Below are 19,045 nucleotides of genomic sequence, written 5' to 3'. Positions count from 1 at the left end.
AGATAAAGCCCTGGCAGGTTATTCCGCCACAATCCACTTCGTGTCTATCGCCTCGAAATCTCCGTTCCACTCGGGCGGATGCTCCGCATCGCAAATAACCGCATGGATTTCCTTCAGATCCGAAATTTTGTAGAAGTGCGTCTTGCCGTTCTTCGTATGATCCATCAGCGCGACTGTCTGGGCCGCATGCTCCATAAACTTCCGGACGAGAAGCCCCCGCTCGGCATCGTAGCTCGTTAACCCGCTTTGCGGGTGAAGCCCGTCGACAGCGACGAACGCTTTGTCCACGTAGAAGGATTCCATCATACTTTCGGCTACCGAGCCCGATGCACGGTAATGCTTCGCGTTGATTTTGCCCCCGATAAAATAAATGTCCCCGGCGAACATCTCTTTGTTCTTGTATTCGATAAGCAGAGACAAGGCAGGCACCGACGGCGTCAGAACGGTCAGATTCCGCTTATTCGCCAAATAATTGATCATCTGCAGGGTCGTCGTTCCGTCGTCAATGACGATCACGTCGTTGTCACGGACCATGGCGGCGGCCGCCCGGCCGATCCTCTTCTTCTCCTCCGCTTTCGTGACTTCCCGGTTAAAGGGGGAAGGCTCTTCCCTCATCAGGTCAAACTTGACCGCCCCGCCGTACACGCGCTTGAGCTTGTTTTCCTGCTCCAGCTCCTCCAGGTAGCGCCGGATCGTTTCCGAGGAAACCTCGAAATGCTCCACCAGTTCGTGTGTCCGGACTTTATTGTGAAGATTGAGCAAGTGGAGGATGTGTTCCTTGCGTTCTTCCCCAACTAGAGACACATGCCCGCCTCCGTTCTTTCGGTTCTGTGATAGCTTCCGGATACATTATACCCAACCTTGCGGAAGGGCGACAGCCTTTTATGATTACGCCAGCCATGATGAGTTCCGGACGAATAAATCAATACGGTCAGCCGCTGAATTATCGGAACTGCGCAGCCGAGCTGAACAGGGCCAGAAAGATATGGCTGCGCTCACGCCTGGACCGGCTCCCGTTCCGTCAACACTTCCGTGTCCTGATGGATGCGGATGCCCCGCTTCTCCAGCTCGGCGAAGACCGCCTGCGGCTCGAAAGCTTCTTCCGGCGTCAGGATGCCCGCGCCGTTGACCCGGCCTTCCGCGATCATGACGGCCGCAATGGCCATCGGGATGCCCACGTTGCGGGTGTAGGCGCGAAGCCCTTCCCAGCCCGGCACGGAGCCGTCGGAGGCCGGATGCGTATGCGTAAGCGTCAGCCGCATCGGCACGCCGTTTCGGACGCCGGTGACTTCGATATGCAGCGCGTAGCCGTACAGCTCCGTCTCCGAACCTTCGCGGGAGTGGTACAAATATTCGCTGATACAATCCATGATGCCGACTTTCGATCCGTTGACCCGGATCCTGTCGTTTCGCATAAACCCATACTCGTAGAGAGCTTGGACGAGTCTCATGTTCGGCTGCGGCCATGTACCGCGGACTTCGATCAGACGCACGCCTTTGCCGGCCAGAGCCTTCGCCAGCGTTTTTGTTTCGGCATGCGGGATAATATATTGAACCGACGTGCCGTAAGGCTCGGGGAGCCGGATTTCACGGGGACGCGCAAACGGCGGCACCTGGATGAACGCCCCGTTTTCGTACACGACCCGGCCCGGAAGGTTCGGATCGTATTCATAAGTCGTCGTTTCCGTAATGGATCTGGAAAAAGCAATCGGACGGTAAGACCCGTGGCTGACGCGGACGGTATCTACCGTATCGAGCTGCGAAGCGGCGTGCATCGCCATCATCTGGGTGACGCCCGGGGTCATGCCGAAGCCGGGTACGCAGGTTTTGCCGTGCCGCTCGAACAGAGCCGCCGAAGCGTCTTCGTCCCCGAAGCCGTTCAGGTTGATGCCGTGGCAGCCCGCTTCCGCTATACACGCCGTTGACAAGCCGTTGAGCGTGATCGCCGTACCGTCCATGACGATATCGTAGCCCCGCATCTGCGCGACGGTCGCTTCTTTGTCATAGACGTTCACTTTTATGAAATCCACACGCGGATCGTGCAGCTCCCGCACGACTTTGCGTCCTTCCTCTTCGTTAAAATCGGCGACCGTAATTTGCTCGAATCCGGAATACTGGACAAGATCCAGGATCGCTTCCCTGCAGATCCGGCCCGCTCCGCCCAGACAAAATACTTTCATGACGCAGTCCTCCTCGGCAAGTGATCATTCCGCTTGTCCCGTTCGCTTTAAATCCCGCGCTCTCCCGCCTCAGTTCCGGGCAGCCGCCGCCGTTGCCGCAGTGCTTCCTGCAACGTCCGTTATTGTGCGTACAAGACGCCGCATATCAGCCGGATAAATATCGCCGATCGAGCCGATACGGAAAGTCTGGGCGGCGGATATTTTACCGGGATAAATGACGAACCCGTTCTTTTTCAATTCCTCGTAAAAGGCAAGGAACGTGAAGTCCGGCGAATCGGGATAGTAGAAAGAAGTGATAAAAGGAGACTGCACGGACCGGTCCAGCAGCGGCCGGAACCCGATCGCTTCCATTCCTTCGGACAGCGTGCGCTGGTTCTCGGTGTAACGTTCGAAGCGGACCTTTATGCCTCCTTCGTCCTCCAGCTCTTTCAGCGCTTCGTGAAAAGCTCGGACCACGTGCGTGGGAGAGGTAAATCTCCACTTGCCCGACTGCCGTTCCATCGTGTCCCACTGGTCATACAGATCCAGCGACAGGGACCTTGCCTGCCCTTCGCAGCGCTTCAGTTCCTCCGTGCGGGCCAGCACGAAACCGAAGCCCGGAACGCCCTGAATGCACTTGTTGGCGCTGCTGATCAGGAAGTCGATATGGAGCCCGCTCATGTCCATTTCAATGCCGCCGAACGAGCTCATGGCATCCACGATAAAGGTTTTGCCGTATTTCTTGGCTGCGGCGCCTACTTCGGCTATCGGATTCAGCATGCCCGTCGTCGTTTCCGAATGAACGACCGCCACATGGGTAATCGCCTCATCCCGCTGAAGCAGTTCCTCCAGCTCGCCGGGACTGACCGGGCTGAGCTCTCCCGAATCGAGAACGGCCGTCTCGATGCCGAGCACGCGCGCCATCTGGACGATACGGTCGCCGTAAGCCCCGTTCGTCAGCACCGCGAGCTTGCCTCCCTGCGGGATAACGGAGCCGATAACGGACTCCACGCAGAACGTTCCGCTGCCCTGCATAAGCACGCAGGTGTAGCCTTCCGCACGCCCTGCCCCCAAAGTGACGAGGCGGGCGCGTATATCCTGGACCAGACCGTTATAATCCTGGTCCCAGGTGCACCAGTCCCGCAGCATGGCCGCTTTGACGCGTTTCGTCGTCGTTAAAGGTCCGGGCGTCAGCAGCAGGTATTCGTTGTCCGGCATCGCCGAGTACATGGTGTCCGTCTGTGCCATCTCCGCTTCCCCCTTATGCATGGCGCGCACCTTGCGGCACAGATGCAGAAGCAGCCGCCCCCGCAGGTACGCCTGCACCGGCCTTCAAACTCGCTTCAATTAATTCCAGCACCGCATCCAGCTTGCCTACGGATTCAATCACATAGTGGGCTCCGGCTTCATAAAATCTTCCGCGCACTTCTTCGCATCTGCGCTTCAATTCTTCCGGCGGGCAGGCGGATACCTCCGCTTCGCTCATTCCGAGTTCGCTGCTGCCGAGCACAACCCCGACCGTCCAGACGCCTGCATTCAGGCCTTCCCGGATGTCGCTCAAGGTATCCCCGACTTTCACGACATGATGCAGCGGGTACACTCCGAGACGGATGCAGTTCTCGTAGATCATCCACGGATACGGACGGCCGGCGGGCATCTCCGTAGGCGTCACGAGCACATCGGGACGGTAGCCTCTTCTGCCTGCCTCCTCCACAACGATGTCCATCATTTCCTCGGTATAACCGGTTGTGGACCCGATTTTGATCCCCCGTTCGCGAAGTCTTCCGACCAATTCCAGGATGCCCGGAACCGGCTCACAGTGATTGCGCAGCGAGGCGAACAGAAGCGGCTCGAAATCCGCATACAGGGCATCCACGTCACGGTCGTTCGGCCGGCTGCCGAATTTTTGTTCCCAAAGGGCGGCCACGCGGGGCATTTTCGTAATTTCACGAATGTGATCCCACTTCAGAAGCCCCATCGGCTCCCGCGCTTCCTCCTGCGTAATTTCGATGCCCTTGCGGCGGAATATTTCTATAAAAACGTTCAAGGGAGCGAAGCAGCCGTAATCTACAGTCGTGCCTGCCCAGTCCATAATGACGGCTTTGATCATGTGAAATCTCCTCCTGGTAACGGACCGTGGCGGCTCATCCGCCTATCCGGTTCCGCTTTCGGTTTGATGAAGTAAGAAGTAAGGACGTTTATAGTAGAGCATGTTAACGGTCAATCCTGTTAAAAATCATTTCCGCTGCCAGGCGGAAGCCCGGTTTCTCATCACTTTCGTAAGCTGCTCATAGCCGATCCTTACGACAATGTTCGTCAGTAAAATAAGGACGGACATGGCGGCGGCCGGGGCGGTATCCCCCGCATCGTCCATATTGACAATGGCTACCGAAGCCAGCTTGAAATCGGCCGAGTACAGAAACACGACTGCCGACACGGTTACCATGGAATTCACAAAGTAATAAACGAACATTTCCAGCACAGCCGGCAGGGACATTGGGACCGTGACCCGTGCGAATGTCCGGTAGAACGGAACCCGCATCGATTCCGAAACCGTCTCGAACTCTTTGTCGAGTTTTTTGAGTGCCGCTGTCGCCGTAATAAAAGGAACGGCATAGAAATGCACGATGTTGGCCAGAACGACAATCCAGATAGTACCGTAAATCCCGCTAAGCGGATTGTCCGGCCGGTTAAAGAAGAAAATAAAGGCCAGCCCGATCACCATTCCCGGCAGCGCGAGCGGTAGAATGGATAAAAAATAAGCAAACTGCCGCAAAGCGTGCCAGTGGCGAACTTTTTCAATAAGATAAGCGAAAACGAACGTAACCGCCGTACCGATCAAAGCGGTATAGAGAGCCGCCTGCATGCTGTTCCAGAAAGGAGCCAGCCCTTCACCGGCCACGGATGTGAAATCGAAATGATTCCACGTAAACGACAATTCATAGGGCCACACCTTAATCACGGAAGCGAAAATGACTGCGCCGAGCAGGAGCATGATAGCGCCCCCGATCAAGCTGCAAATCACGTAAAACACGGCGTTACGCCAGCTTCCCTTCTGAATCCGATAGGGAATCGATTTGGACGAAACGAGCGTCTTCTGCCTGCGTTCCACGAAACGGTCCACCGCAAAGGCCAGAATAGCCGGCAATGTAAGCAGAATACCTACGGCCGCCCCCATCGTCATGTTCTGCTGGCCGATCACCTGCTTGTAAATATCCGTAGCAAGCACATTGTAGTTGCCCCCGACGATTTTCGGGGCGCCGAAATCCGTAAAACTCATCGTAAAGCAGACGAACAAAGCGCTGATAACGCCGTATTTCACGCTGGGCAGCGTCACGCTCAGAAAGGTTCTCCACTTCCCCGCGCCAAGCGTTTCAGCCGCTTCGTAGAGCCGGTTGTCGGTGACAGCCAGCGACACGAGCATGATCATCATCGCCTGGGGAAAAGTGTACGCCACTTCCGCCAGCACGATTCCGACCGGGCCGTACAGGCCGATATCCAGCCCTGCGGGCAGAAGACCGAACAAACCGGTCGTCACCAGCCCCTGGTTGCCGAACAAATAAATAAGGCCGATCCCGTGCATCATCGTCGGGGCAAAAAGCGGAAGCAGCGCGATATAGCGGAAAAGCGTCCTGCCTTTGATATCCGTGCGGGTCAGCGCATACGCATACAAGAACGCGAGACCGACTGAGATGACTGTAGTGAGTAAAGACACGTTCAGGGTATGAAGGAGCGAACGGAGAAGGGCCGGAGTCGTGAAATATACGACAAAGTTTTCCAGACCCGAGAACTGCCCCGTTTTATCGTAAAACGCTTTGGAAAATAACCCGATCAGGGGCAGCAGCACCGTAACGGCCAGCACCGCGATCATGAGGGCGATCAGAGCCTGCTGCATACGCTCCTCTTTGCCGTGCCGGCGCCTGATCCTTCCTCCCGTTCCCGTAAGACTGGAACGAAGGTCTCTGGCCGCGCCCTGCACCCTGCGTACGATCATCATGACAAGGACTCCTTTCTCTTACTTCGCCGCGGCCTGGGGCTCGAAGGCGATCAGTCTTTCTTCCGGCAGGCGGAGCGACAGCTTCTTATTCTTCTCGAGGCCCAACTGCTGGTAATGCTGGGCGGACACGTGAATCGTCATCGGGCGTCCGAGCGGCTCCCCGCCGCTGCCCAGTACGTCCAGCATGACGTGGTAGAAAGGTCCGCGGAATTCGATGCCGCGGACGACGGCCGGTATGCCGCCGCCAGGGCCGGGCTCTTCGGCGCCGATATGCTCGGGCCGGACCGCCATCATGCCGCCGGCGCCGCGCACTCCGCTTTCCTGGAGCTCGGCTCCGTCCAGGAAGTTGATCGCGCCGATGAAATCGGCTACGAACGGCGAAGCCGGCCGTTCGTAAACCTCTCTCGGCGTGCCGATCTGTGCGACCTCCGCATTGTTCATCACCACAATGCGGTCCGCCATCGTCAGCGCCTCCTCCTGGTCGTGCGTCACCATAATCGTCGTGACGCCGATCTTCTCCTGCAGCGCGCGGATTTCTCCGCGGAGCTTGTGCCGCACCTTGGCGTCCAGCGCCGACAGCGGCTCATCCAGCAGCAGAAAGTCCGGGGATAGCGCGACGGCGCGCGCCAACGCGATACGCTGCTGCTGGCCTCCGGAGAGCTGGGACGGATACTTATCCCTCATCTCCCAGAGATCCACCAGGTCCAGCGATTCCCTCACCTTCTCGGCAATATCGCGTTTGCCGAGCTTCCTGCTCTTCAGGCCGAACGCGATGTTCTGCGCTGCCGTCATGTTCGGGAACAAGGCATACGACTGGAACATCATGCCGAAGTTCCGTTGGGCCGGAGGGAGAGCGGTAATGTCCCTTCCTCCTGCCGATACCGTGCCCGTGTCCGGGTGCTCCAGCCCGGCGATGATGCGGAGCAGCGTCGTTTTGCCGCAACCGCTGGGGCCGAGCAGGCAGACGAATTCGTTTTTGCGAACATCCAGGTGAATGCTGTCCAAGGCCGTGAAAGAACCGAATGTTTTGCGGATGCCCCGGATCGATAAGTGAGCCTGATTCATGTGTGTTTCTCTCCTCCCGGCTGCCGGCTTGACGGTTCGGACTTGTTGCCGCAAGCGGAATGACCGCTTTATTTTAGGATTTGGGCTCGCTCTTGGCGTTGTAGCGTTTTTCCCACTCTTTCAAAATGCTGTCTCTATTCTTCGCCGCATCATTCAGGTCATATTTGATGAGCTGGCTGAGCGGGTCTTTGGAGTAGCCTTCCGGAATCGTGCCGGAGCCGTCGTTCACGCTGATAATCGCATAGTTCTTGTTGTAGGCTTTCATCGCCTCGTCGCCGATCGCCCAGTCCAGGAACGCCTTCGCTTCCGGCTTGATCGTCGCTTTCTTCATCAAGGCATTCGCTTCCACATCCCAGCCGGAGCCTTCCTGCGGGAATACAACCTCAACCGGCGCGCCTTTCTTCTTCTCCTGAATGCCGCGGTAACCGAACGAGATGCCGATCGGGTATTCTCCGGCAGCCGCCATCTTCGCCGGTTTGGAACCCGAGTGCGTATAGACCGCGATATTGTCATGAAGCTTGTCCATGTACTCCCAAGACGGTCCTTTGCCGTAGAGCTGCTGCCAGCCCGTCACATCGAAAAATCCCGTTCCGGAGGAAGCCGGGTTAGGCATCACGATCATGCCTTTATACTCGGGCTTGATCAGATCCTGGTAAGTCTTCGGAACCGGAAGCTTCTTTTTCTCGAGTTCCTTCGTGTTTACGATAAAAGCCGTTTCCCAAGCGTCGATGCCGACCCATTTCGCAGGAGCGCCGGTGCTTTTGAACATCGGGGAAACCCGCTCGATTCCTTTAGGGGAGTAGCCTTCCACCATGCCGTTCTGATCGAGCACAAGCAGGCTTGTCGCCGCTAAGCCCCAGACGACGTCCGCTTGAGGGTTATCCTTCTCGGCCAGCAGCTTGGCCGTAATGATGCCCGTCGAATCCCGTACAATATTTACCTTTACATCCGGGTTCGTTTTTTTGAACGATTCGAGGTAAGCTTTAATCTGGTCGTCTTCCAGTGCGGTGTACACTGTCAGGTCGCCTTTCAGAGCAGCGTTTTGGGAAGTGCCCTCACTGCCGCCGGCCTTTTCCGGGGGTTTGGTCGCGGCGCCCGCTTCGCTGCCGCTTTTGCCGCAGCCTGCCAGAAGGGAAATCGCCATAAGAAGAGTCAGGCATAATGAAGCTGTTTTTTTCATGACCGTCGTTCATCCTCTCGAATTTGTAAAATGAAATAAGCTGCAGTTAAATTCGTTTTTCTTACAGTTCTTATGGTAAATGAGTTTTGTAAACTCACGATTAAATACAAGTAAAGATTGTGTGTTTAATTTTATTTAATTGTTTTTAGTTGTGTTTCAATCGTGTTGGCACAAAAAAAGACAGCCATAAAGGCTGTCTTTCACTTTGATTTCGTTGCAGTTGGTTGGATCTCGGGTTCCGTTTACTTAATCAGCGACAAAAACTCCGCCCGCAGAGCGGAATCCGTGCGGAACGAGCCGCGTACGGCCGACGTGACGGTTTTGCTGCCGGGCTTCTTCACGCCGCGGGAGCACATGCACAGATGCTCGCCTTCTACGACGACCATGACGCCGTGCGGTTCCAGAACCTCGTCCAGCGTGTTGGCGATCTGGGAAGTAATCCGCTCCTGCACCTGCAATTTGCGGGTGATGGCTTCAACCAGACGGGCGAATTTGCTTAAGCCCGCGATTTTGCCGCTCGGAATGTAGCCCACGTGGATTTTGCCGAAGAACGGCGCCATATGATGCTCGCACTGACTGTAATAGACGATGTCCTTGATGATAACGAGCTCTTCGTGCTGCTCATCGAAGGTTACGCCGAGCACATCGTGGAAATCCGCTTCGTATCCGGCGAAAATTTCCTCATACATACGGGCTACGCGCGCGGGAGTATCCAGCAGCCCCTCGCGTTCCGGGTTCTCGCCGATCAGGCGAAGTATTTCCCGGATATGCCCTTCAATCTCTTCGCGGTTATCCGCGACCTTGGTGTTTTTGTATTCTTTAGCCGGCATGTTGCTCTCCTTCCCATCCGTTCCCTATGATATGTCTTACCAGCTTGCCGCCGTACTGCAGCGCGAAACTGCTGCGGTGGGCTTTGCCGAGAAGCATGCCGCCCTGCAGCAGTGCCGTCAGCGCAACGGCCGTTTCCCTGGCTTTCATGCCATGAAGGTTGATCTCTTGATTAGCTGCCCCTTCCTGCAGGCAGGCTTCGATTCTACTCTCTATGTCTTCGAGAAAATCCACCAGCAAGCGGCGCAGTTCTTCGTACCGGTCCCCCAATTCAACAACCAGGTTGCCGATGTAGCATCCCCTGCGGCAATCATGCTCTTCCGCCGAGACTTGCATGAGGCGGAACAGCCGTCCCAGCCTCTCTTTCGGCCCGAGCGTACGGTTGCCCAGCGACGGCCCGAATATCTGATCCTCCATCAGCGCAATCTTCTGCTGAATGACTTGCCGGCCGAGCTCTTCCTTACTCTTAAAATGGTAATAAAAGTTGCTTTTCACCACGCCGCACCGGGAGAGAATTTCTTCCAGTCCCGTAGCCTGAAAGCCTTGCTCGTGAAAAAGTTCCATGGCAGCAGCGATAATCTTGTCTTTGTTGCTGGGCATAAGCCAACCACCTCTGGATAATACTGGTCCGTTCTACTCAAAGGGCCGAGCAGCCTGTGAAACAGGATTCCCGGCCGCTTTCATGGCGGATTTTTTATTTGGATCTTGCATTTTTATTCGGCTTTTTGTTGGTCAGGTTCTGGTTCTTCATCATGGTCTGCACTTTGTTCATCTGCTGCTTGTTCATGTTGTAGCCCATCTGTTTAGCCATCTTCTGGATCATTTCCGGATTGTTCTGCATCGATTCGAGCTGCTTACGGAGATAGAACACCCCGATAAAAAAGCCTCCGACCAGTCCTACGATCAAGGTCAGAATCGGAATGATAATTTGCCACATCCTGCTTTTCCCCCTGCGTTCAAAGATTGTTTTCAGTCAAACTCATCATAGCATTATAAAGCCGAAAATCCAAGCTTCTCAGGCCAACACGTGTTCGATAAAAAGCGTCGTGTGTTTCGCCAGATCCATTTCCTTCACATCGTACTCTTTGCCGCCGTCCTGCTTGATGATGCGGACCACCGGACGACCCGGCAGGCCCCGGTGCTGGCCGACCACGACACCCGTTTCGCGGGTGGACAGACGAACGGAAATCCCCGTCGGATAGACCGATACGGTGCGCAGGAAGTGGATCAGGATGTCCCTGTCCAGCTTCGTGCCCGCCATAGCCATCATATGCTCGATCGCCACATGGGGAAGCAGCCCCGCGTTCAGGCCGCTGCCTTGAAGCAGATTGTCGTAGGTATTGGCCGCACTGACAATCTTCGCGTACAGATGAATCTGCTCACCCAGGAGTCTGCGCGGCTTGCCGAGCCCGTCGGGCGTTTCGTGGTGCTGGAACGCGACATGCGCGATGAGCAGGCTGTATTCCCGCTTGGCTTTCAGCATCTCGAAACCTCTCCACGTATGATGAAGCCGATCGTCCTTGGATTCGTCGTCCGTAATCGCGTCGAGCTTGCCTACGTCGTGAAGCAGCGCCCCGATAGCCAGCTCTTTAAGCTGCTGGGGATTCAGATTCATATTGATCCCGATCAATGTGGAAATCATGCAGACGTTAAGGGCATGCAGATACATGTCATTGTCTTTCGTGCGGATATCCGTCAACTGGACCAGAACGTCCTTGTTTTTTAAAATTTCGTCCAGCAGCGTATCCACGTTTTTGCTCATGTGGCGTGTATTGAAATCTTTACCGGACCGGATGGAATCGAAGGTGTCCAGCATCTGCCGGATGACGATCCGCTTCGTTTCCTCGCTGACGACTTCGGGAATCTCAATGTCGCTCGTCTCCTGATCTTGGATATAAAGCATGGAAACCCCGATGCGCCTCAGCGTATTAATCATATAAACGGTAAGCTGAACCCCCTCGGCCAGCATAACCGCCCCGGACGCCGTAAAGATCGTCTTTCCCAGATATTGTCCCGGTTCTATGGAATCAATAGGAACATATTTCATGCTTTCCACTCCCGATTCTTCGATGTATGCCGGACATCCGCCGGCGACCGGCCCTCCAGCTCAAGCAGGGCCGTCTTGACGGAAAGTCCGCCCCCGTATCCTACCAGCTGCCCGCCTGCGCCTATAATGCGGTGGCACGGGATGACGATCGGGACCGGATTGCGGTTATTCGCCCCGCCGACCGCCCTGACCGCCTGAGGCGATCCGATGGCGGCGGCGATATCTTTATAAGAAGCGGTAGCTCCGTACGGAACGGACAGCAGCGCCTTCCAGACCCTGAGCTGAAACTCCGTCCCCCGCAGATCGAATGCGAGGTCGAACGAGCTTCTCTGTCCGCTGAAATACTCTTCAAGCTGTTCTCTGATTTCCCGGAGTCCTGCGGGACTCGAAACAATGGTGCCGCCCGGAATCCAGCGGTTCGTCCATTGTTCCAGCTTGCGGGCCGCTTCCGGCCCGCTCCCGAATTCGATCGCGCAGAGTCCCCTCTCCGTCCTGGCGAGAAGCAGAGGGCCGATCGGGGAATCTTCCAGCGTATCGGTTTCTATAAGAACAGGTTCTCCTGTCGTCGCGACCGTTCCTCTGCCGCTGTCGTCCATCACGCATCCCTCCGCTTCTCATAGTTGGCTCCCGGCATATCCGGCAGCACGCCCCGGGCTTAACGCACGTCGGCTACTCCGCAGCCGGTGCCGCTCCGGTGCCGTCCGCCTGCGGCCCGCCGGCTTCTACCGCGGCCACACCGCCGCCGCTTGGCGTAAGCCCGCCGAGCTTCCGCGCCGCATTGTCCAGCTCGGCGAGCACCGCTTCGTCGCGCTCGCTGCGCTGCGCCCGGAGCACGGCTTCCAGCGCCGCCTCGCCTCCGATCTTGCCGAGCGACCAGGCCGCCGTGGCCCGAAGCTCCGGACGCGGATCGTCCTTGAGCAGGGAAGCGAGCACCGGAACGGCCGACCGGTCCTTGAAATTGCCCAGCGCGAGCACCGCATTGCGCTGGATGGGCTTACGCCCTCTCCAAGCCGCCGAGCTTCTTCCGAAGCGCTCCTTGAATTCCCGGTTGCCCATGGTGAGCAGCGGGATCAGCAGCGGCTTCACGACCTCGTGATCCGGCTGGAGATCCTCGTGGTGCGTCCAGTTCTTGCCCTTGTTCACCGGGCAGACGATCTGGCACGTATCGCATCCGTACAGCCGGTTCCCGATCTTCTCCTTGAACTCATCCGGAATCATTCCCTTCGTCTGTGTCACGAAGGAGATGCACCGGCTGGAGTTCAGCTGCCCGGGCCCGACAAGTGCTCCCGTCGGACAGGCATCGATGCAGATCCGGCATTCCCCGCACTGGTCCATAATAGGAGTATCGGCGGGGAAAGGAAGATTTGTAAGCAATTCGCCGAGGTAAACCCAGGAACCCCACTCGGGAGTTATGACGGCGCAGTTTTTGCCGATCCAGCCGATTCCCGCACGCTCGGCCACAGCGCGGTCCACGAGTGCGCCCGTGTCCACCATGTCCATAAACCGGACCCCTTCGACGCGTTCCTCCAGAAACGCGCCCAGCCGCTTCAGACGTTCCCGCAGAACCAGGTGGTAATCGTCGCCCCAGGCGGCCCGGGCGAGCATGCCCCGGTAAGCTCCCGCCTCCGAACGGGGCGGGTTTGCCAGCTTGGAGGGATAGGCGACCGCGATAGCCAGGATGGATTTGACCCCCTCGAAGCTGCGGTCCGGATGGACGCGCTTGTCGATATCCGGTTCTTCGAAGCCCGATTCGTACCCCTTCTCACGATGCCGAAGAAGAATATCCTTCAAATCGTGAAAAGGCTCCGCAGAAGCGAATCCGATCTTGTCGATTCCGAGCGACGGCGCCGCCTGGATGATTTCCTGCTTCAGCAGGAGCAGGTCTCTTTCGGAAGCATCCGCAAGTGTTATCCGCATGCTCTATCCCTCCTTCCGTATGATCTGAGTTGAACCATCCGAGTCAGCTCTGCCGACGGACAGCGTATCAAGGGCCTTTCTTCCTGCGTATGCGCCCTTTAAATTGCCAGTTGCTCTCTCAAGCTTATCGTGGCCTCAAAGCCTCCCTAGAGACCTTTTAGAGCCTCTGGCGGCCATACTATCCATTCTGCCCGTCCGACCAGCGATCTAACGGCTATCGGACCGAAACTCCGGCTGTCCAGACTCGCTCCGCCGCGCCGGTTGTCGCCCATGACGAAGCAGTAATCTTTTCCTACGGTAAAAGGACCGTAATCGCCGTCCTCGATCCTTTCGTCCGTATAGAGCTCCTTCAGTTCCTCCCCGTTTACAAATACCCGGCCGTCCGTAATTTCAATCCGGTCACCGGCCGCAGCCACGATCCTTTTGACCAGATAGGGGTGGGTCTTCTCCGTACCCGTTCCATCCGGCTCTTTCAGGACGACGACGTCTCCCCGGCTGAAACTCCCGGTCCAAGCAGCCGTTTTATTCACAAAAAGCCGCTGCCCTTCATGCAGGGTCGGCTCCATCGATACTCCGCGAACGGCGGAAATGTTGAATCCGTACCGCTGAATAACGGCAGCAGCCAATATAATTACCACGAACGTTCCCAGCCTGCTCCAGTTTCTTCTCCCGGAAATGCGGCCGCCTCCCTGCACTCCGCCCGTCTCCGGTACGGGTGTGGAAGACGACCGGGGTTCCCGCCCGGAATCCGTCACCTCACGCCTCCGTTTCCCTGTCCTTCCACAGCTCATAGTATCGGCGGACGCTTTCGTCCCCGAACGGGGCGTCCTGTTTGCCGATTCGCTTCAGCAGGGCGTCCAGCCCCGCCTTTACTTTCGACTCGACCAGCGGAGTATACCGGTACAGCGCCTTATGATGCTCGTATTCCTCCCGGTCCACGACATGAACGTCGCCTCCGGCCATCCGGATCACATCCAGATCGTAGTCGATGTAGGTAATGACATTGCCCGCCCGGTAAAACGGAGAGGCTACGTTGCAGTAGTAGCGCACGCCCCCCTCTTCGAGAAGAGCGACGATATTGTACCATTCCCCCGGTATAAAAAAAGAGACACCCGGAATCCGGCTTGTCCATTCCTTCCCGTCCGCTTCCTGGATTTTCGTCTGGTTGTTGATAAACACGTTCATGTTTTCTCTCTGATGTTCGGGATGGAGCTCGTGCTGGGGCACTTTCCAGTTCTCCAGCCACATCCGGTGCAGATGACCGTCGTGCTTAAAGCTCTTAATGACAAAATGCTCGAAAGATTCCATTAAAATTGCCCCTCTATATAGACCGTCTCATCCGGCTAATGCAGCTTATGCTCATGACTTCATAGTTATTGTCGGTTCATTCGAAATTCGATCAGGTTGAAACGAAATCACCGGAACCCGCGTAGAAAAACAAATCGCAGCGACTAAAAAAGCTCCCTACGGAGCCCGTTCTTCCCGGCATAAAAGAAGTGGTTACAATAAAAGCATACCTTCCTCCCGGGAGCGGAGCCTGTCCGCCAGCGACAAAAAGATATGCCTTCATTATACTATAATTGACCCCTACATGCTTGCTTTCTTTACAATGCTGAGTCGGTTTGCCGTTCTCGTAAAATCGGAGTGATTGTATCCCGCCGACTCGTAAACAGGCAGCACCAATTCATTGTGATGATCGACTGTGACAAGAATGCGTTTAACCTTGCGCTGCATAAAACGCTGCTTCATTCCTTCAATCAAAGCCTTGCCGATTCCCTTGCGGCGATGCCCGGGTGCAACTGCCAGACGGTAATAGTAACCTTTGTTGTCATCAATGGTTCCGATTACCATACCAACCAGCTCATCCTGCTCTTCCGCAACCAACACTAATTCGCCGTCCCACGACAGCTGCTTGGCAAACGCCTGCATCGTTTCCTTGTAACAAGGATCGCTTAGCGCTTCCTGAAGCAGATCGGAGATCAGGCTGTAATCAGACAATCGAAAAGAACGAACACGCATGAGGTCCACTCCCACAATTCAATTTTTCGGTGTAAAAATAATTTTACGACAAAAAACGCCGAAAATCCTCCCTTTTTTTCAAAAAACACTAGCTTTTCTTAATAAATCTCTTGAAAGCGCTTAATAGGAAGCGTTTACATGACTTTTTGTGCTTTTTTTCGCCTAAAATGTCCTTCTTCTTCCAGCAGTTTCATAGGAACATGGGCCTGGAAGCAACCCCTTTCAGACACCTTCTTCATTCGCCCCTCCGGCAAGATCGCTGTCATGTAACGCCTGTGACCGCACGGTGCGGAAACTCCGCTTCGCGCATACAAAAAACCGCCGGGAGATCCCGGCGGTTCGTTTTCGTTCCATTCCATCAGCGGAATTGTTTCTTCGATTGTCGGTCTTTCTTGTGCGCGGAAATGATTAGGGCCGTAAACCGTTAAACGTTCGAATGTTCCGCGGCGGGAAAGAAATTAGGCAGATAAGCGCGGTTCTGCTCCAGCATTTCGTCCAGCATTTTTTCGGCCGTATTGACCGAGGAAATAAGCGGGTGATGGGCAAGCGCCTGGAGGGCGATGCTTCTGTCTCCCGTAACGGCCGCCTCGATCGCAAGGATCTCATACGTTTTCACGGCTTGGATCAGGCCTTTAACAGCCTCCGGCACGCGTGTCACCGAAAGCGGGATCGGTCCCTGTCGGGTCACCACACAGTTTACCTCGATGCTCGACTCGTTCGGAATAAAATCCAGAATGCCGTCGTTGCGCACGTTCAAGGTCTGGATATCCTTTGTGTCGTTGTAGAGGGAGCACATCAGGTTAACCGCCGCTTCGGAATAGTAGGCTCCGCCGCGCTTCTCCAGCTGTTTCGGCTTCTCCGCCAGATCCGGATCTTTGTACAGCTCGAATAGCTCGTCTTCGACCCGCTTGACGACCTCGGCGCGCGTGCCGTCCTTCTTCGACGCCTCGATCTGCTCCTCCAGCATTTCATCCTTCAGGTAGAAATACTTGAGATAGTAGGAAGGCACCGCACCCAGACCGCGGATAAAGCTTGCGTTCCATTCCATCTGGGGCACGTTCTTGGCGGAATATCCGCTGCCGCTGCCGACGAGTTCTTCCAGCTTCGACTCCCCGTCCACAGTGATCTGCGTGATCCAGTGAAGATGATTAAGACCGACAAACTCGGTATAAATGCTCGACGCCGGAACGTCGTATTCTTTCATCAGCCATTTGTGCATGCCGATCGGAGCGTTGCACAGGCCGATCGATTTGATGGAGCTGTGCTTGGAGATAGCTTCCGTCACCATGCCGGCCGGATTCGTGAAGTTAAGCAGCCAAGCGTCCGGACACAGTTCTTCCATGTCGCGGCAGATGTCGAGCAGAACCGGTATCGTCCGGAATGCTTTCATCATGCCTCCCGGTCCCGTCGTTTCCTGGCCGATAACGCCGTATTTCAGCGGAATGGACTCGTCCCAGGCGCGGGCTTCCAGCATGCCGACACGCATTTGCGTCGAGACGAAGTCTGCGCCCGGCAGAGCTTCCCGGCGGTCCAGCGTCAGATGAACCTGGATCGGCAGGCCGGATTTCTCGACCATGCGCTTCGCCAGGCTTCCCACGATGTTCAGCTTCCATTCGCCCTGCGGAATGTCGACGAGCCAAATCTCGCGAATCGGCAGCTTGTCGTAATTCAGAATAAATCCTTCTACGATTTCCGGCGTATAAGAGGAACCTCCACCGATGACGACGATTTTCAAACTTTTGTCCATCTCTCTCACTCCCCGATTTGGTTTACATGCTTAACTGCTTCAGTTTCTCGCTCACTTCTTCGCTGACCGTCATGCCGCCGCGCTCCATCGCAAGCAGCACGGAGCCCACTACCGGCTCGGCATCCAAACGGCGGATCGTGCTTGCCGGAGCTGCCTTCTTCGCCGCGTCTACGATGTACTTCTCGATGAAGTCGCCGTTTCCGCGCATCAGCACGCTGCCGGCGAGCACGACATCGAACTCTTCTTCGGCCATGCCGAGCTTGTTTACGATCGCTTTGATCGAAAGGCCGATCTCCTCGCCCTGCTCCTTCAAAATATCGAGGGCAACCTGATCGCCCTGGCCTGCGGCCGTGAAGAGCAGCTTCGCGAGCTCCAGCGGAACGGACTTGTTATGGTCGAGAAAATCGTGGAACATGTCTCCGACCGTTTCGTAGCCGAGCTGCTCCAAAACCAGTCCCGTCAGCAGAGTCTGCTCTCCCCGTCCGTCCCAAGCGCGGACGACCGAGCGGAACGCTTCGACGGCAAGGCCGCCCCCTCCGCCGAAGTCGCCGAACATGTAGGTGAAGCCGCCGCACTGGTAGGCTTCGCCCTGCCGGTTCATGCCCGAGCAGTTCACGCCGCTGCCGCAGATGGCGACGACGCCGTAAGGCTTCGTCGTGCCCGCCCGCATGGCGACGATGGTGTCGCAGGCGAGATCCCAGTTCGCGAAGCCGATCGGCTCCAGGAGCTTCCTCAGGATGCGGAAGTCGATCTCGCGGTCCGCACCCGCCAGCCCGAAGTATGCGAAAGCGATATCGGCTTTCGTCAAGCCGGCCTCGCGAAGCGCCTCGTCCACGGCGCTCCCGATGCTCGCGGCCGCCCGGTCGTGATGAATTTGATGATTTCCCATGCCGCTTCTGCCGGTACCGACCACCCGTCCGGTTTCATCGGCGATAACCGCGTAAGTTTTACTGCCTCCTGCATCCATGCCCAAATAATAATTCACAGTTCTCCATCTCCCGTTTCATGCAATTGTTCTTCTATTTCACAGCTCCCGTTTTATTTGTCTATTTCGAGTGTTCTGCCGTCCGGAGACGCCGTGGATTCGCGTACGATTAACTTCGGCTCCAGCTTCACCGAAGCATTCCGTTTCTGCGTGCCGTTCACGATCTTCAGCAGCAGCTTTACCGCTTCTTGCGCCATCCCCTCGGACGGCTGATGAACGGTCGTCAGCCGGGGATGAATCGCCGACGAGAAAGCTTGGTCATCGTAACCGATGACGGACAGATCGCGCGGCACGTGAAGTCCCGCATCGCGGAAGGCCTCAATCACGCCCAGCGCGATAAAGTCGTCGGCGGCGAACACGGCCGTCGGCCTGTCGCCCTCCGCCAGCCAGCTCTTGGCGATGTCGAAGCCGCTTCGGATATCGAAATCCGAATCCACCAAAAGAAACGGGGGATGCCCCGCTTCCGCCATGGCATCGATATAGCCCCGTTTCCGCTCCCTAGCGCTTCGATAAAGCTCGGGACCCGCGATATGCGCAATTTTGGTATGTCCGAGACTCAGCAGGTGACGCGTCGCCTCCAAACCGCCCATATAGTTATCGACGTTAACGACCGAGGCGCTCATGTCTTCGAGTTGGTTATCCACCAGAACAAATGGGATCTTTTTCCTTTTCAACTCCAGGACGTCGTTTTCCTCCTTCAGAGGGGAAAGTACGATAATTCCGTCCACCCTGTCTTCCTGGTACAGAAAGTTGCTGCCTTCTCCCCAGTCGGAATCACTCGTGTCCGGTCCGATGGACAGGGCCAGGAAATAGCCGTGCTCCTTCAGCGCATCGTTCACGCACTTGACGATCCCGTCGAACAGGGAATCCTGCAAAGTGGTAAGCGTAAGACCGATTACGCCCGTCTTCCCTCTGGCTAAACTCCTTGCGGCCGAATTGGGCCGGTAATCGAGCTCCTTGATAGCCTGGCGCACTTTCTGCCGATTGTTTTCCCTCACCGTAGGCGAGTCGTTCAGAACGCGGGAGACGGTGACGACCGATACTCCCGCTCTTTTTGCAACGTCAAATATGCTTATTTTCATCCAATCGAACTCCCAACGT

At 56.2% G+C, this 19,045-nt stretch carries 19 protein-coding genes; all 19 read right to left on the bottom strand.

All coding sequences use genetic code 11. The features are described 5' to 3' along the window. Nucleotides 1-18 precede the first annotated feature (18 nt). Entirely contained in the window at nucleotides 19-804 is a 786-nt protein-coding gene (locus KVT34_RS22760) for a DeoR/GlpR family DNA-binding transcription regulator (RefSeq protein WP_217561370.1), read from the bottom strand. A gap of 191 nt (nucleotides 805-995) precedes the next feature. Next, nucleotides 996-2,180, bottom strand: a complete 1,185-nt coding sequence (locus tag KVT34_RS22755) for a saccharopine dehydrogenase family protein (protein WP_217561368.1) — start codon at nucleotides 2,178-2,180, stop codon at nucleotides 996-998. A gap of 69 nt (nucleotides 2,181-2,249) precedes the next feature. Further along, entirely contained in the window at nucleotides 2,250-3,377 is a 1,128-nt protein-coding gene (gene phnW, locus KVT34_RS22750; protein ID WP_217561471.1) for a 2-aminoethylphosphonate--pyruvate transaminase, read from the bottom strand. Between the two features lie 43 nt (nucleotides 3,378-3,420). Beyond that, entirely contained in the window at nucleotides 3,421-4,269 is an 849-nt protein-coding gene (gene phnX, locus KVT34_RS22745) for a phosphonoacetaldehyde hydrolase (RefSeq protein WP_217561366.1), read from the bottom strand. A 126-nt stretch (nucleotides 4,270-4,395) separates the two neighbouring features. Next, nucleotides 4,396-6,156, bottom strand: a complete 1,761-nt coding sequence (locus KVT34_RS22740; protein WP_483311451.1) for a putative 2-aminoethylphosphonate ABC transporter permease subunit — start codon at nucleotides 6,154-6,156, stop codon at nucleotides 4,396-4,398. An 18-nt stretch (nucleotides 6,157-6,174) separates the two neighbouring features. Continuing rightward, nucleotides 6,175-7,221 (bottom strand): putative 2-aminoethylphosphonate ABC transporter ATP-binding protein, encoded by a 1,047-nt coding sequence (locus tag KVT34_RS22735; RefSeq protein WP_217561364.1) that lies wholly within the window; start codon nucleotides 7,219-7,221, stop codon nucleotides 6,175-6,177. Between the two features lie 73 nt (nucleotides 7,222-7,294). Beyond that, nucleotides 7,295-8,401 (bottom strand): putative 2-aminoethylphosphonate ABC transporter substrate-binding protein, encoded by a 1,107-nt coding sequence (locus KVT34_RS22730; RefSeq protein WP_217561362.1) that lies wholly within the window; start codon nucleotides 8,399-8,401, stop codon nucleotides 7,295-7,297. 242 nt (nucleotides 8,402-8,643) lie between these two features. Further along, on the bottom strand, nucleotides 8,644-9,231 hold the full coding sequence (gene folE, locus KVT34_RS22725) for a GTP cyclohydrolase I FolE (protein WP_042234902.1): 588 nt from the start codon (nucleotides 9,229-9,231) through the stop codon (nucleotides 8,644-8,646). Beyond that, nucleotides 9,221-9,829, bottom strand: a complete 609-nt coding sequence (locus KVT34_RS22720) for a TetR/AcrR family transcriptional regulator (protein WP_217561360.1) — start codon at nucleotides 9,827-9,829, stop codon at nucleotides 9,221-9,223. The genes folE and KVT34_RS22720 overlap by 11 nt, the downstream gene beginning before the upstream one ends. Nucleotides 9,830-9,923: 94 nt before the next feature. Next, nucleotides 9,924-10,166, bottom strand: a complete 243-nt coding sequence (locus KVT34_RS22715) for a YneF family protein (RefSeq protein ID WP_217561358.1) — start codon at nucleotides 10,164-10,166, stop codon at nucleotides 9,924-9,926. A 78-nt stretch (nucleotides 10,167-10,244) separates the two neighbouring features. Further along, nucleotides 10,245-11,276, bottom strand: a complete 1,032-nt coding sequence (locus tag KVT34_RS22710) for an HD-GYP domain-containing protein (protein WP_217561356.1) — start codon at nucleotides 11,274-11,276, stop codon at nucleotides 10,245-10,247. Continuing rightward, nucleotides 11,273-11,872 (bottom strand): methylated-DNA--[protein]-cysteine S-methyltransferase, encoded by a 600-nt coding sequence (locus tag KVT34_RS22705; protein ID WP_217561354.1) that lies wholly within the window; start codon nucleotides 11,870-11,872, stop codon nucleotides 11,273-11,275. The genes KVT34_RS22710 and KVT34_RS22705 overlap by 4 nt, the downstream gene beginning before the upstream one ends. Before the next feature lie 73 nt (nucleotides 11,873-11,945). Further along, complete coding sequence (gene queG, locus KVT34_RS22700; RefSeq protein WP_217561352.1) at nucleotides 11,946-13,193, bottom strand: tRNA epoxyqueuosine(34) reductase QueG; 1,248 nt, start codon at nucleotides 13,191-13,193, stop codon at nucleotides 11,946-11,948. A gap of 146 nt (nucleotides 13,194-13,339) precedes the next feature. Next, nucleotides 13,340-13,948, bottom strand: a complete 609-nt coding sequence (lepB, locus tag KVT34_RS22695) for a signal peptidase I (protein ID WP_217561350.1) — start codon at nucleotides 13,946-13,948, stop codon at nucleotides 13,340-13,342. Nucleotide 13,949: 1 nt separating this feature from the next. Then, on the bottom strand, nucleotides 13,950-14,501 hold the full coding sequence (locus tag KVT34_RS22690) for a DUF402 domain-containing protein (RefSeq protein ID WP_217561348.1): 552 nt from the start codon (nucleotides 14,499-14,501) through the stop codon (nucleotides 13,950-13,952). Nucleotides 14,502-14,780: 279 nt separating this feature from the next. Continuing rightward, nucleotides 14,781-15,212, bottom strand: coding sequence for a GNAT family N-acetyltransferase (locus KVT34_RS22685; protein ID WP_217561347.1), 432 nt, complete (start codon nucleotides 15,210-15,212; stop codon nucleotides 14,781-14,783). A 424-nt stretch (nucleotides 15,213-15,636) separates the two neighbouring features. Next, nucleotides 15,637-16,959, bottom strand: a complete 1,323-nt coding sequence (locus tag KVT34_RS22680) for a 6-phospho-beta-glucosidase (RefSeq protein WP_217561345.1) — start codon at nucleotides 16,957-16,959, stop codon at nucleotides 15,637-15,639. Nucleotides 16,960-16,981: 22 nt separating this feature from the next. Next, nucleotides 16,982-17,944, bottom strand: coding sequence for an N-acetylglucosamine kinase (locus KVT34_RS22675; RefSeq protein ID WP_217561343.1), 963 nt, complete (start codon nucleotides 17,942-17,944; stop codon nucleotides 16,982-16,984). A gap of 53 nt (nucleotides 17,945-17,997) precedes the next feature. Then, nucleotides 17,998-19,026, bottom strand: a complete 1,029-nt coding sequence (locus KVT34_RS22670; protein WP_217561341.1) for a LacI family DNA-binding transcriptional regulator — start codon at nucleotides 19,024-19,026, stop codon at nucleotides 17,998-18,000. Nucleotides 19,027-19,045: the final 19 nt, after the last annotated feature.

The organism is Paenibacillus sp. GbtcB18, from assembly GCF_019091125.1.
Lineage (GTDB): Bacteria > Bacillota > Bacilli > Paenibacillales > NBRC-103111 > Paenibacillus_F > Paenibacillus_F chitinolyticus.
Note: the sequence above shows the minus strand (reverse complement) of the source record. Positions and strands in the feature narration are given on the sequence as shown.

Excerpts from the sequence above, each read along its gene's own strand:
- KVT34_RS22680 (WP_217561345.1), bottom strand. The coding sequence starts at position 16,959 with ATGGACAAAAGTTTGAAAATCGTCGTCATCGGTGGAGGTTCCTCTTAT.
- KVT34_RS22715 (WP_217561358.1), bottom strand. The coding sequence starts at position 10,166 with ATGTGGCAAATTATCATTCCGATTCTGACCTTGATCGTAGGACTGGTC.
- folE (WP_042234902.1), bottom strand. The coding sequence starts at position 9,231 with ATGCCGGCTAAAGAATACAAAAACACCAAGGTCGCGGATAACCGCGAA.
- KVT34_RS22685 (WP_217561347.1), bottom strand. The coding sequence starts at position 15,212 with ATGCGTGTTCGTTCTTTTCGATTGTCTGATTACAGCCTGATCTCCGAT.
- queG (WP_217561352.1), bottom strand. The coding sequence starts at position 13,193 with ATGCGGATAACACTTGCGGATGCTTCCGAAAGAGACCTGCTCCTGCTG.
- phnX (WP_217561366.1), bottom strand. The coding sequence starts at position 4,269 with ATGATCAAAGCCGTCATTATGGACTGGGCAGGCACGACTGTAGATTAC.
- KVT34_RS22720 (WP_217561360.1), bottom strand. The coding sequence starts at position 9,829 with ATGCCCAGCAACAAAGACAAGATTATCGCTGCTGCCATGGAACTTTTT.
- KVT34_RS22670 (WP_217561341.1), bottom strand. The coding sequence starts at position 19,026 with ATGAAAATAAGCATATTTGACGTTGCAAAAAGAGCGGGAGTATCGGTC.
- KVT34_RS22730 (WP_217561362.1), bottom strand. The coding sequence starts at position 8,401 with ATGAAAAAAACAGCTTCATTATGCCTGACTCTTCTTATGGCGATTTCC.
- KVT34_RS22710 (WP_217561356.1), bottom strand. The coding sequence starts at position 11,276 with ATGAAATATGTTCCTATTGATTCCATAGAACCGGGACAATATCTGGGA.
- KVT34_RS22735 (WP_217561364.1), bottom strand. The coding sequence starts at position 7,221 with ATGAATCAGGCTCACTTATCGATCCGGGGCATCCGCAAAACATTCGGT.
- KVT34_RS22705 (WP_217561354.1), bottom strand. The coding sequence starts at position 11,872 with ATGGACGACAGCGGCAGAGGAACGGTCGCGACGACAGGAGAACCTGTT.
- KVT34_RS22755 (WP_217561368.1), bottom strand. The coding sequence starts at position 2,180 with ATGAAAGTATTTTGTCTGGGCGGAGCGGGCCGGATCTGCAGGGAAGCG.
- KVT34_RS22690 (WP_217561348.1), bottom strand. The coding sequence starts at position 14,501 with ATGGAATCTTTCGAGCATTTTGTCATTAAGAGCTTTAAGCACGACGGT.
- KVT34_RS22740 (WP_483311451.1), bottom strand. The coding sequence starts at position 6,156 with ATGATGATCGTACGCAGGGTGCAGGGCGCGGCCAGAGACCTTCGTTCC.
- phnW (WP_217561471.1), bottom strand. The coding sequence starts at position 3,377 with ATGCCGGACAACGAATACCTGCTGCTGACGCCCGGACCTTTAACGACG.